Annotated in this window: 11 protein-coding genes and 1 pseudogene; 4 read left to right on the top strand and 8 right to left on the bottom strand. The window is 33.3% G+C overall.

The window, feature by feature from the left end:
• Positions 1-36: 36 nt before the first annotated feature.
• From lpdA to ACFWU4_RS08635, 4 genes and pseudogenes are all read right to left on the bottom strand, one after another.
• Complete coding sequence (gene lpdA / locus ACFWU4_RS08650; RefSeq protein ID WP_411126842.1) at positions 37-1,437, bottom strand: dihydrolipoyl dehydrogenase; 1,401 nt, start codon at positions 1,435-1,437, stop codon at positions 37-39.
• Between the two features lie 4 nt (positions 1,438-1,441).
• Complete coding sequence (locus ACFWU4_RS08645) at positions 1,442-1,999, bottom strand: porin family protein (protein ID WP_411126840.1); 558 nt, start codon at positions 1,997-1,999, stop codon at positions 1,442-1,444.
• Between the two features lie 80 nt (positions 2,000-2,079).
• The gene (locus tag ACFWU4_RS08640; RefSeq protein ID WP_411126838.1) at positions 2,080-2,706 is read right to left on the bottom strand and encodes a CPBP family intramembrane glutamic endopeptidase; all 627 of its coding nucleotides are present in this window, start codon (positions 2,704-2,706) and stop codon (positions 2,080-2,082) included.
• A gap of 4 nt (positions 2,707-2,710) precedes the next feature.
• Positions 2,711-3,167 (bottom strand): annotated as a pseudogene (locus ACFWU4_RS08635) (Lrp/AsnC family transcriptional regulator).
• 158 nt (positions 3,168-3,325) lie between these two features.
• Here ACFWU4_RS08635 and ACFWU4_RS08630 point away from each other — a divergent pair.
• On the top strand, positions 3,326-4,540 hold the full coding sequence (locus tag ACFWU4_RS08630) for an aminotransferase class I/II-fold pyridoxal phosphate-dependent enzyme (RefSeq protein ID WP_411126836.1): 1,215 nt from the start codon (positions 3,326-3,328) through the stop codon (positions 4,538-4,540).
• A gap of 77 nt (positions 4,541-4,617) precedes the next feature.
• Here the strand turns inward: ACFWU4_RS08630 and ACFWU4_RS08625 are convergent, their stop codons facing one another.
• Complete coding sequence (locus tag ACFWU4_RS08625) at positions 4,618-5,640, bottom strand: metal-dependent hydrolase (protein ID WP_411126834.1); 1,023 nt, start codon at positions 5,638-5,640, stop codon at positions 4,618-4,620.
• Positions 5,641-5,723: 83 nt separating this feature from the next.
• Here ACFWU4_RS08625 and nhaC point away from each other — a divergent pair, with 83 nt between their 5' ends.
• Entirely contained in the window at positions 5,724-7,190 is a 1,467-nt protein-coding gene (gene nhaC, locus ACFWU4_RS08620) for a Na+/H+ antiporter NhaC (RefSeq protein WP_411126832.1), read from the top strand.
• A 3-nt stretch (positions 7,191-7,193) separates the two neighbouring features.
• Here nhaC and ACFWU4_RS08615 read toward each other — a convergent pair whose 3' ends face one another.
• Positions 7,194-7,670 (bottom strand): ankyrin repeat domain-containing protein, encoded by a 477-nt coding sequence (locus tag ACFWU4_RS08615; RefSeq protein ID WP_411126830.1) that lies wholly within the window; start codon positions 7,668-7,670, stop codon positions 7,194-7,196.
• An 81-nt stretch (positions 7,671-7,751) separates the two neighbouring features.
• The gene (katG, locus tag ACFWU4_RS08610) at positions 7,752-9,977 is read right to left on the bottom strand and encodes a catalase/peroxidase HPI (RefSeq protein ID WP_411126828.1); all 2,226 of its coding nucleotides are present in this window, start codon (positions 9,975-9,977) and stop codon (positions 7,752-7,754) included.
• A 212-nt stretch (positions 9,978-10,189) separates the two neighbouring features.
• Here katG and ACFWU4_RS08605 point away from each other — a divergent pair, with 212 nt between their 5' ends.
• Positions 10,190-10,429, top strand: coding sequence for a putative signal transducing protein (locus tag ACFWU4_RS08605; RefSeq protein WP_411126826.1), 240 nt, complete (start codon positions 10,190-10,192; stop codon positions 10,427-10,429).
• Here ACFWU4_RS08605 and ACFWU4_RS08600 read toward each other — a convergent pair.
• The gene (locus ACFWU4_RS08600; protein WP_411126824.1) at positions 10,426-12,051 is read right to left on the bottom strand and encodes an ABC-F family ATP-binding cassette domain-containing protein; all 1,626 of its coding nucleotides are present in this window, start codon (positions 12,049-12,051) and stop codon (positions 10,426-10,428) included. The genes ACFWU4_RS08605 and ACFWU4_RS08600 overlap by 4 nt on opposite strands.
• Positions 12,052-12,198: 147 nt before the next feature.
• On the opposite strand from ACFWU4_RS08600, the gene ACFWU4_RS08595 reads away from it, so the two are divergent.
• Complete coding sequence (locus ACFWU4_RS08595) at positions 12,199-13,662, top strand: thioredoxin-like domain-containing protein (RefSeq protein ID WP_411126823.1); 1,464 nt, start codon at positions 12,199-12,201, stop codon at positions 13,660-13,662.
• Positions 13,663-13,681 lie beyond the last annotated feature (19 nt).

Here is a 13,681-nt window from a genome sequence, read left to right as displayed (position 1 = left end):
TTATTCTGAAACCAGTTCAGTATTAAATCTTATTAATTAAACATGCAAAGCTCTATCATCTGTAGCAGCTAAAGCCGCCTCCTTAATAGCTTCTGCAAATGTTGGATGCGCATGAGAATATCGCGAGATATCTTCCGCAGACGCCCTAAACTCCATCGCTGTAACGGCTTCTGCTATTAAATCGGCACAACGTGCACCAATCATATGTACCCCTAAAACCTCATCCGTAGTTTTATCTGCTAGGATTTTCACAAAACCATCAATATCTCCGCTCGCCCTAGCTCTTCCTAATGCTCTAAATGGAAACTGACCAACTTTATATGCTGTACCAGTTTCTTTTAACTCTTCTTCAGTTTTACCCACAGCAGCAACTTCTGGCCATGTATATACGACACCTGGTATTAAATTATAATCGATATGTGGCTTTTGTCCTGCTAAAGTTTCAGCAACAAAAACACCTTCTTCTTCCGCCTTGTGCGCTAACATTGCACCTTTAATAACATCACCTATTGCATAAATATTAGAAGTAGATGTTTGTAAATGATCATTTACTTCAATTTGTCCTCTATCGTTAACCTTTACTCCGGCAGCTTCAGCATTTAAACCGTCAGTATAAGGCTTACGTCCAACAGAAACTAAACAGTAATCACCTTTAAATTCTACAATTTCGCCTTTTTTGTTTTCAGCTTTTACTATAACTTCATCTCCTTTGCGCTCAACAGATTGTACTTTGTGAGACATCATCATTTTGCACTTTGCTTTCTTAAAAACTTTATTTAGTTCTTTAGATAAACCTGCATCCATTGTAGGCAAGATTCTGTCCATATACTCTACAACAGTAACTTGCGCTCCTAATCTGTAGTACACCTGACCTAGTTCTAAACCAATAACTCCGCCTCCAATAACAATCATATGCTTTGGAATCTCTTTTAGCTTTAAAGCTTCTGTAGAAGTTATAATACGTTCTTTATCTAATTCTATAAACGGTAAGTTACTTGGCTTACTACCTGTTGCTATAATAGTGTTTTTTGCTTCAATTTCACCAGCATCTTTACCTTCAATTTTTATATGTGTCGCGTCTTTAAAAGATCCTAAACCTTCATAAACATCGATCTTATTTTTCTTCATTAAGAAGTCGATTCCACCTGTAGTTTGATCTACAACCGACTGCTTACGCGCTATCATTTTTTCTAGATTCACTTTTATATCACCTGGAATTTCAATCCCATGTTCCTCAAAGTGTTTTGTCGCTTCTTCATAATGATGAGAAGAACTTAACAATGCTTTACTTGGAATACAACCTACGTTTAAGCATGTGCCACCAAGTGTCGAGTATTTTTCGATAATTGCAGTTTTCATGCCTAATTGTGCGCAACGAATTGCTGCTACATATCCTCCAGGACCTGATCCTATTACTGCTACGTCGTATGAATTCATATTATTAATTTATTTTGTATTGAAATGCTATTTGAAATGATCTATTAAAATTTTTCGAGTTTAGTCGTGTTATATCTGTAAGACCTATATAATACCTAAAAGATGCTGTTATCTTTTTAAGAAGATCGTAACTAAAGCCTAAATTAACTCCAAAATCTCTGTTATAAAAATCTGATTTAATATTGGGCAAAATATCTTCTTTATCATTAGCTGATAGTAATAACCCAAACTGAGGTCCAACGTCTAAACTAAACTTTTTAATAATTAATATTTTAGTTAATACAGCTAAGGCTAGGTAATTTAAACCTACATTAGGTTCACCTCCAAAGTCTTCTTGCTTGTAACCATGACCTGTATATAAAAGTTCGGGCTGAAAAGCTCCAAAATCGTCAATTGGAATTTGCATAAATAAACCAAATTGAGGTCTTACTGAAAACGTCAAATTATCGGTATTATTTCCAACTAATTTAGAAAGATTACTACCCACTTTAATACCAACAGGGTTTCTTTGCGCATAAAGGCTAATACTTAATAAAAAGAAAAGAATAATAATGCTTCTCATGCCAACTCTAAGTGAGCCACAAAAGTACGATTTTGATTAATGATTTACGAATGACAAACTACTAAATTTAACATAAAGTGTTATGAAGGAAAGCCAAGCATCTCTCCCATACCTACTGTAAATAACCAACACCCAAAAATAGCATGCTCAACAGAAACCAAAAGCGTAGATTTTGTTTTTTTATAAGTGAGGGCAAACAGAATTCCACCAATAAATGTAAGGAACATAACCAGAGTATTCTTAAAGAAAATATGTGCTAATGAGAATAGTGCTGCATTAATTAAAATAAAAACTGACTCATTATTAAATAGCGATTTATAGCGCTGAAAAAAGAATGTTCTATAAATTAATTCTTGTGGATAAACCGAAAAAAATGAATATATAAATAAAATCATAACCCATAATGCAGGTTTAGTTTTAATAACAATAAAGAGATTCTCTTTATCAACTATAAACATGTAGATTATAGTTATTATTATGATTCCTATTAGTTTCAAAATAGTTCGCTTCCAAAATGTTTTCCAATTGAGGCTTTTATTAACCTTAAATTTATTCTTTTCAACTTTTAAGAGTATAAATAAGATATAAGTAAATCCTAAAACTCCTATTATCATTTTTATCCAAATAGGAAAATCGAATGCAAAACTTATTGGTACAATTATAAAAATTAAGAAGAACTCCGTGAGCCTATATTGTAATGATTGCATAATTCTATATTGTAATTGCTGTTGTATGCTTTACTTCATTTATCATAAACATGCTATGTGTACTACCTATATGGTCAATAGTCGTTAATTTTTTAACCATAAATTCTCTAAAAGCTTCCATATCCTTAACTAGTACTTTTAACAAATAATCATAGTCACCACTTATATGGTAACATTCTAATACTTCGTCTAATTTACGCACTTCGCGCTCAAACTTAACCACATAATCTTGAGAATGTTGAATTAATTTTATGTGACAAAATGCTACAAAGGCCTTATCAACTTTTTTCTTTTCTATGAGCGCTACATATTTCTTTAAAATACCGTTATGCTCTAACTTTTATACGTTCATAAACAGCAGTTACGGACAAATTTAATTTGTTTGATAATGCTTTAGTGGTTTGTTTACTATCCGATTGAAGCAAGTGCAACAATTGTCTATCAATTTTATCTAAAATCATATTTACCTTTTTTCTAAATGAATAATCAAATCACACGTATTAAAGAAAATAAAACTAAATATAACATTTTTATTAGAAAAATATTCTAAATAAAATAATTAATATTGATTATTAGTCTAAAATTATAGAGCTTTGATCTCATCTATAAACTCATTATCATGAAATTTAAACCTGCAAATAATATTCAAGATTTACAATATTTTGGTGAGTTTGGTGGTGTAAACCCATCAATTTCAGATTCATCAACCTATACATTCCTTTCTGCAAAAACCATGTTCGATACTTTTGAAGGCAATGCTGATGGTTGTTATCTATACTCTAGGCATTCGTCACCTTCAAATTTATATCTAGGCGAAGCACTAGCAGCTATGGAAGGCACAGAAACTGCAACAGTTACAGCTTCTGGTATGGGAGCCATTACTGCTGTATTGCTTCAGTTATGTGGTGCAGGTGAGCATGTTGTGAGTAGTAGAACTATTTATGGTGGTACGTATGCCTTTCTAAAAAACTTTACTCCAAGAATGGGTATTAAAACTAGCTTTGTTGATATTACAAAACTAGACACTGTTGAAGCTGCTATTACTCCAAACACTAAAGTATTATTTTGCGAGTCTGTAAGTAACCCTTTATTGGAAGTTGCTGATATTAATGGTTTAGCTAAAATTGCTAAAAAACATAATCTAACATTAGTAGTTGACAATACGTTTTCTCCGTTATCAATTTCTCCAATCAACTTGGGTGCAGATGTCGTTATTCATAGTCTAACCAAGTTTATAAATGGTTCTTCCGATACTGTCGGTGGAGTTATTTGTGGCAAACAAGAATTGATTGACCAACTAAGAAATGTAAATGATGGAGCAGCCATGCTATTAGGCTCAACTATGGATAGTTTAAGATCTGCTTCGGTTTTAAAGAACCTAAGAACTTTACATATTAGAATGCAACAACACAGCCATAATGCAACATATTTAGCTAATAAATTTGAAAGCAAGGGCATAAAAACAGTATATCCAGGATTAGCTTCGCATCCATCACATCAATTATTTAAATCTATGATGAATGAAAAATATGGCTATGGTGGAATGATGACTATAGATGTTGGTTCATTAGACAAAGCCAATGCTCTTATGGAACTAATGCAAGAACGTAACTTAGGTTATCTCGCTGTTAGTTTAGGATTCTATAAAACGCTGTTTAGTGCTCCTGGAAGTTCTACATCGTCAGAGATTCCAGAAGATGAGCAAGAAGCAATGGGTTTAAGTGATGGCTTAATTCGTTTTTCAATAGGTTTAGATGCAGACATTGAACGCACCTATGAAATGATGAATACCTGTATGATTGAGTTGGGTATTATTGAATTGGAATTGGCTTAAATTAATGATAACATCACATCGAGCGTAATCGACATGTAATATTCTCGACTATGCTCGAGCTGACAAAGAAACTATATTTACCTTCCTTTCAACCGCTCCCAAAGGGCTTTCAAGGTAAAACTAAAATCATCCATTTCTGGTCTAAAAGGTTTCATATCCAAACGGTTATGAGTTTTGAAAAGTTTTAAATTAAAAATAGCTTTAAATCCGTCTTTGGTCTCAACTAAGGGATATCTTAAATCTTTATATACGTAATTATCATTATCTAATTTTTCAACATTAAAATAATCATTACTAAACCATGCTAAATCCTGAAGGTCTTTATAATCGCTTTTAATCAAATCTCTTTTTTTGGGGATAGTTTGCCAATCCGAAAAATGATTTGTAGAATCAAATAATGAATAAAAACCTACATGATAACTCTCTTCTGTCTCCGCAATACCATACCACAATATGTTGTTTAAAATTGCAGGTTGAGTGCTGAATCTAGAATATTCTATACTATGCTCTGTCAAAGAAGATTCGAACACATTATCTATATATATCTTATTGCCAAAGGTAAATAGCATGTACAATGCGCTAATACCAAAACCAATCTTTAACCATAATTTCCTTTTTTGACGTTGTCTTTTATAAAACATTAAAATAATAAGACTAATCAAAAATGGTGTTGTGTATAAAGGATCCGCAACGGCGATATTATTAAAAGCGACACGATAATTTGAAAATGGTGCAAACAACTGCGTCCCATAAGGCGTAAAACAATCTAGTAAAGGATGTGTAAACAAAGACCAGAAAAATAGTTTCGTCCAATCATTTTTTGAAGTTGTATGGAGACGTCTTCCCGTATTATATAATTTGTGAGCTAACCAACCAAACAATAAAGCACCTAATATTGAAAACAAAATAGAATGCATAAAACCGCGATGAAAGAGCATTGCATCTATCTCATTAGCATATAATAGTGGCCCTATAAAAACATCCAAATCAGGAATTGTACCGCCAATAGCGCCAAATAACAACGCCTTATTACCAATTTTCTTACCTAATACGGCTTCGCCACAAGCAGCACCTAAAACGATTTGAGTTAATGAATCCATAAATATAAATGCAAAGCTACGGAATAAATCTATTTGCAAATGGCTCTGCAAAATCGTAACATTACATATCAAAACTAACTAAAATGCAAGACGACGATTTATCTGAAATAAAAATTGAAGATCAAAAAATAATAGACAACAAAGAACTGAATATTTTCGAAGCTTTGGTTCCTGTGGTCATTTTAATGATATTATTGGCTGTTAATATTTTTGCTTTTGAAGGAGAGATGATGGGAGCGTACTCAAACCAATACATTTTATTAATGGGTGGTTTTGTTGCTTTTATAGGTGGTATGTTAAATAAAGTTTCACCTATTGTAATGGTTCAAGAGGTTTGGGAAAATATTAAAAGTGTTTTTGTTCCTATAATGATATTATTTTTAGTTGGTGCACTTGCTGGTACTTGGCTCATTAGTGGAGTAATTCCTGCGATGGTTTATTATGGACTTCAAGTTCTTAGTCCAGAAATATTTTTACCTGCTTCAGTAATTATTGCTGCTGTTATTTCTATTGCAACAGGAAGTTCTTGGACCACTTCAGCAACCGTAGGTATTGCTTTAGTTGGAATTGGGACAGCTTTAGGTATTAATCCTGGAATGATTGCTGGTGCCGTAATTTCTGGTGCATATTTTGGTGATAAGATGTCACCTCTGAGCGATACGACTAACTTAGCTCCTGCTATGGCTGGCACCGATTTATTCACACATATAAAATATATGGCCTACACTACTGTCCCAACGATTATAATTACACTTATTGTTTTTGGAATAATAAGTGCTAATATAGACCCAACAGGTGACGCAGATATTAGTAGTATTTTAGCATCAATTGATAATACATTTAATATTACTCCTTGGCTCTTTTTAGTCCCAGTTGGTGTTATTGTTTTAATATTACTAAAAACGAAGCCTTTAGTTGCTTTAGCATCTGGTGTAATACTCGCAGCTATTTTTGCTGTAATTTTTCAGTCTGAAGTGCTGAAAGGATTATCCGATTCAAATTTTTCTGCAATTCTTAATTCAATATTAACTGATACTGATGTAGCTACTGATAATGAAAAACTAAATGATTTATTTTCTTCAGGTGGTATGCAAGGCATGCTTTGGACTATATTCCTTATTCTTTGCGCTATGGTTTTTGGTGGTATTATGGATGGTATTGGTGCTTTAGCAAGAATTACAAAAGCCTTACTTTCTGTAGCAACTACTGTATTTGGATTATTTGCGAGTACTGTATTAAGTTGTCTTGGTTTAAATGCAATAGCCTCAGATCAATATTTAGCAATAGTAATTCCTGGCAAAATGTTTAAAAAAGCATATGAAGATAAAGGTTTGGCGCCCGAAAATTTAAGCCGTACTCTTGAAGATTCTGGTACTGTAACTTCAGTACTTATTCCTTGGAATACTTGTGGTGCTTATCAAAGTGGTGTCCTTGGTGTTGGAGTTGGTGAGTATTTCTTCTATGCAATTTTCAATTGGCTGAGTCCTTTCACAACACTTTTATTCGCAGCCTTTAAGATTAAAATTAAAATGCTACGAGGAAAGCTTTAATTATCATGTGTCAGTCAATAATTTTGCTATAGAAACAAACCCCTTTTCTCTTGCATAATCTTCCGCAGACTTGCCTTCAATATCTGTAATGTTTCTATCTGCATTATATGCCAAAAGTTGAGCTACAATTGCGTCCTGATTATACTGCGTAGCAAACATTAATGCTGTAGTACCTTTGTTATTTTGAGCATTCACATTTGCGCCATTATCCATCAGTAGCTTAACAAGCTTAAGATTACCTTTAAAACTAACACCTATTAAAGCTGTATTACCTGAAGCGTCTTTTGCATCAATTTCAGCCTTATGGTCTATTAAAACTTTTGTGATGTCCACTTTATCAAAATAGGTTGCGAATATTAAAGGTGTAAAACCTCTATGGTCTTCGCTATTTACCAAATGTAGATTGTTTTCTAACTGTAACTTTAGATTTTCTACATTCCCAATTTGAATGGTTTTAAAAAATAATTCCTGTGCATTCATAATGTCTTATTAAAGTAAAAAAGGAATGCACTATTATCCGTGCATTCCTTTTTCGGTTGACTTGCTATTAACCAACTGTTATTATTTTAAATCGAATCGATCTGCATTCATAACTTTAGTCCAAGCGGCTACAAAGTCATTAACAAAACGTTCTTCTCCATCATTTGCTCCATAAACTTCAGCTACAGCTCTCAATTCTGAATTAGATCCAAAAATTAAATCTGCTCTAGTACCTGTAAATTTAACGGCTCCTGTTCTACGATCGCGTCCTTCAAATAATTTATCATCGGTAGACGTAGCACTCCATGTATAAGTCATGTCAACTAAATTTTTAAAGAAGTCATTAGTTAAGTGACCAACATTATCAGTAAATACTCCATGAAGAGAACCGTCATAGTTTGCTCCTAATACACGCATTCCACCTACTAAGGCTGTCATTTCAGGGATTGATAAGCCCATTAGGTTTGCTTTATCTATTAATAAGTCTTCAGCAGCAATATCTAGATTCGCATTTTGGTAATTTCTAAATCCGTCACCAACTGGCTTTAAATAATTAAATTGCTCTATATCTGTTTGCTCTTGTGATGCATCGCCTCTACCTTGACTAAATGGCACAGAAACTGAATGACCAGCGTTGCTAGCTGCTTCTTCAATCGCAGCAGTACCAGCCAAAACAATTAAATCTGCAATAGATACGGATCCACTAAATTCATTCTGAATACCTTCTAGTACATTCAATACTTTATTAAGTTCTTCTGGATTATTTACTTTCCAACTGCGCTGTGGTTCTAATCGCACACGAGCACCATTTGCACCACCTCGTTTATCAGATCCTCTATATGTTGATGCTGATGCCCAAGCAGTTCTTACTAGCTCAGAAACTGTTAAACCAGAAGCTAAAATCATTTTCTTTAAGCTATCAATATCCGAATCACTTAATGTGTAATCCACCTTTGGAACTGGATCTTGCCATATTAATTCTTCACTTGGTACTTCAGGACCTAAGTAACGATCTATTGGTCCCATATCTCTATGTGTTAATTTAAACCATGCTCTTGCAAATGCATCTTCAAACGCTTTATGATCTTCGTGAAAACGTTTTGAGATTTCTAAATATGATGGATCTGTTTTTAAAGCAATATCAGCTGTCGTCATCATTAACGCTTGGTGTCCATTTCCACCAGCTGTTGGAGCCATTTTAGCTTTAGAAGCAGCAGTTGGTGTCCATTGGTGCGCACCTGCAGGGCTTTTAGTTAACTCCCAATCATAATTTAATAATACATCGAAATAATCTGCATCCCATTGTGTTGGGTTAGGCGTCCATGCACCTTCGATACCACTTGTAATTACATCATCTAATACACCACTCTTATATGAGTTTTTCCACCCCATACTCATCTCTTCAATTGGCGCACCATGCGGTTCAGCACCAACATATTGGTTTGGATCGGCTGCACCATGTGCTTTACCAAACGTATGTCCACCAGCAACTAACGCCACAGTTTCTTCATCATTCATAGCCATACGCCCAAAAGTTTCTCTAACATCTTTTGCAGAGCCCATTGGATCTGGGTTTCCGTCTGGTCCTTCTGGGTTTACATATATCCAACCCATCATTACTGCTGCAAGAGGATCCTCTAAGTCTCGAGTATTATAATCATCACCTTTATATCTATCTTCATTTGCACCCCATTCTGTTTCACTTCCCCAATATACATCTTGTTCTGGCTCCCATATATCTTCTCTACCACCAGCAAAACCAAATGTTGGAAAGCCCATAGATTCTAAAGCTGCGTTACCAGCTAAGATCATTAAATCTGCCCAAGATACTTTTCTACCATATTTCTTTTTAATTGGCCATAGTAATAAACGTGCTTTATCTAAATTACCATTGTCTGGCCAGCTATTAATTGGCGCAAAACGTTGATTACCTGTACCAGCGCCTCCGCGACCATCACCGACTCTGTAAGTTCCTGCACTATGCCATGCCATACGAATCATAAATCCACCATAATGGCCATAATCTGCAGGCCACCAATCTTGAGAATCTGTCATTAGATTTAAAACATCTTGTTTTAATTCTTCGTAATCAACACTATTAAACTCAGCAGCATAATCAAAATCCTTACCCATTGGGTCGTTCTTCAATGCATGTTGTCTAAGGATGTTTAATTTTAATTCGTTTGGCCACCAGTCTCTATTTTTTACACCACCACCAGCGCTTGATTTTTGTGTTCCACTTAAAAAAGGACATTGACTTGCGTCACCGTTATTAATTTCAAATGAATCTGTGTTTTTATTATCCATATTTAGTCTTTTTATTTTATTTTTTGTCTTGCATAAAATTATGAAATAATCCGCTCTTATAAATCACACCATATTTTTTTAAATTATATTTTAATAGGTAAAACTTATAGTATAGATTTTTTGAATAGTAATATCCAATATTATATCTTATTTAGAGTAGGAAATTTGCTCCAAATTTTGTAACTTATAATTGTAATTTAAGACCTATAGATATGAGCACTACAGAATATACAAAAGTCTACTCAGGAAATTTTATTTTAGTCACTCGCGTTAAAGACGAGTTAATACATGTTGGTATTATACCTATAATAAAAGACGAAGGGGAATCTCAGCGTTTAGCAGGTTACGCTTCAATGAATCAAGGCTATCAAGAACTTTATGTTAATAATGATGAATTAGAGAAAGCTATGGTTGTTATTGAACGCGTTAAGAGTGAGATGGAAGCAATTTAGGCTATAACACCATACATCTTCTCACGCTGCTCTTTAATTTTCTTGTCACTCATATACTCATCAAACGTCATGTAGCGATCTATAACGCCGTTAGGTGTTAACTCTATGATTCTGTTACCAACGGTTTGCGCAAACTCATGATCGTGAGTGGTTAATAGTACAGTTCCTTTAAAATTCTTTAGCGAATTATTAAATGCTGTAATACTTTCTAAATCTAAATGATTTGTAGGTTCGTCTAACATTAACACATTGGCTCTTATCATCATCATGCGACTTAACATACATCGCACTTTTTCTCCTCCAGACAAAACATCAGACGTTTTTAAGGCTTCTTCACCACTAAAAATCATTTTACCAAGAAAACCTCTAATGTAAACTTCTTCGCGCTCTTCTTCTGTTGTTGCCCATTGACGTAACCAATCTACTAATGATAATTTATTATTAAAGTATTCGCTATTGTCTAATGGTAAATACGATTGCGTGGTTGTAACACCCCAAGACGCCTTTCCCGAATCAGCGTTTTCTTTACCATTTACAATTTGATAAAATGCTGTAGTTGCCCTAGAGTCTTTAGAATAGACTACAACTTTATCTCCTTTGTTTAAATTAATATCTATCTTATTAAATAAAACCTCACCATCTAAACTTGCAGATAGTCCTTCAATATTTAATATTTGATCTCCGGCTTCACGATCCCGTTCAAAAATAATAGCAGGATAACGACGACTAGACCTTTTAATATCTTCAATATTTAATTTTTCAATCATTTTCTTTCTACTGGTCGCTTGCTTAGATTTAGCAACATTGGCAGAAAAACGACGAATAAATTCTTCCAACTCTTTCTTTTTCTCTTCAGCTTTTTTATTCTGCTGTGCGTGTTGTTTTGCGGCTAATTGGGAAGATTCGTACCAAAAAGTATAGTTACCTGAAAAATGGTTGATTTTTCCAAAATCAATATCAGAAATATGTGTACAAACAGAATCTAAAAAGTGTCTATCGTGTGAGACGACTATAACGCAATTATCATAATTAGCTAAGAAATTCTCTAACCAAGAAATAGTTTCGTAATCTAAATCATTTGTAGGCTCATCCATTATTAACAGGTCTGGATTCCCAAAAAGCGCTTGTGCCAGCAATACACGCACCTTTTGCTTACCATCTAAATCTTTCATTAAAGTATAATGATGATTCTCTTTTATCCCTAAATTAGATAACATTGCGGCCGCATCACTATCTGCATTCCAACCATTCATTTCTTCAAATTCTACTTGAAGCTCGCCAATTTTCTCTGCATTTGCGTCTGTATAGTCAGCGTAAAGTGCATCAATTTCTGACTTTAATTTATATAATGGCTTATTACCTTTTAATACCGTTTCTAGAACTGTATCCTCATTATGCTTATTATGGTTTTGTTCTAATACAGACATACGCTTACCAGTTTCTAAATGAACACTTCCAGAAGTTGGATCCATTTTGCCTGCAACAATCTTAAGAAAAGTTGATTTCCCAGATCCATTGGCACCTATTATCCCATAACAATTACCATTATTAAATGTGGTATTAACTTCATCAAAGAGAACGCGTTTACCAAATTGAACCGATAAATTAGAGACTGATAACATATATTATATAATTTAAGCTATTTTTTGAGTTTGCAAAAGTAGAAAATTAAAGCCATTAGACGAAATAAATAGACCGTATAACAAGATTTAACGAGGCATTAACAAGACTTAAACAATCCAACTCATACATTTGCTATGCTAACTTTTATGAAAAACCCTATGTTGACTAGATATGTGGCTTTATCTATTGCTTTGCTTTCAATCACTTTTGGTTGCAAAACAAACGATGCTAATACTGGCGACTTCGCTTATCTTGGTGGTGAAATAGTAAATCCTAAAAATAAAAATGTCATACTTTACAATACTGAAGGTAAGGTTGTAGACTCTTTTAAATTAGATTCGAACAATAGGTTTATACATAAATTTACAAATCTTCAGTCTGGTTTGTATTCTATAACTCATGGTGGTGAATACCAAATGGTATTATTAGAGCCGAATGACAGTATAATGTTTAGACTTAATACTTATGATTTTGATGAATCTTTAGTATTTACAGGAAATGGAGCTAAGAAAAATAATTACCTCATTAGAACTTATTTATCTAATGAACAAGAAGAAAAAAAACTCATAAAGTATGCTAAGATAGAACCAGAAGCTTTTAACCTTTTTATTGAAGAAAGACGAAAAATACAATTAGATAATTTCCATGATTTTCTTGCTCAAAATGATGAATCCGATTTTTTTAAATCTATTATTGAAGCCAATATTAATTACAACGCATATGCAAACAAAGAAATCTACCCTTTCGCATATTTTGGCAATAATAAATTAATTCATATCAAGGACTTACCAGAAGATTTCTATGCTTACCGAGAAACTGTAGATTACAATGCAAATCATCTAAGACACTTTTATTCTTATAACAGATTTATGTTTTCTCATATAGATAACATGGCAGCGCATTCTCACTATGAAAAACATACTTTTCATAATAAATTTGATAGACATGCAATGGATTTCAACAAATCTAAATTAGATTTAATTGATAGTTTAATATCAGATGAAACCATAAAGAATAACCTATTAAAGTATAAAACTAGAGATTATGTCAGTCATAATCACACCGAGACAGATGCTAATGAAATGTTAGATTATTATTTGGCGAAAAGCACAAATGATAGCGATAAAAAAGGAATGAAAGAGCTGGTTTCATCTCTAAAGTTGTTAAGACAAGGAAATCCTTTACCAGATTTAGATGTAATAAATTTTGATGGCGAAGAGCACGAATTATCTGCTGTAATAGATAAACCTACAGTAATATATTTCTGGTCTTCGAACTCTAAAATGCAATACAGAAATAGCCATTACAAGGTAAAAGAGTTAAAGTCTAAATTTCCTAAGGTAGATTTCATCTCTATAAACTTGAATAGAAACGATGGTGAAACATGGAAAGCTATAATTAGTGATTATAATTTTCCGACTGAAAAAGAATTTAAATTTAAGAATCCAAAAAAAGCAAGAAGAATATTAGCGGTAAACTATTCTAATAAAGCAATTGTAGTTAATGAGAACACTACAATTTTACATCCCAATGTTAATATTTTTAAAACTGATTTTCCTGAAACATTAAGTAATTTGGTACAAAAAAAGCATCTTATCGTTTCACAATAAAATGCCTATTAGGATATCT

It is taken from the genome of Winogradskyella sp. PE311 (genome assembly GCF_046545555.1).
Lineage (GTDB): Bacteria > Bacteroidota > Bacteroidia > Flavobacteriales > Flavobacteriaceae > Winogradskyella.
This window is presented reverse-complemented; position numbering and strand designations above follow the sequence as displayed.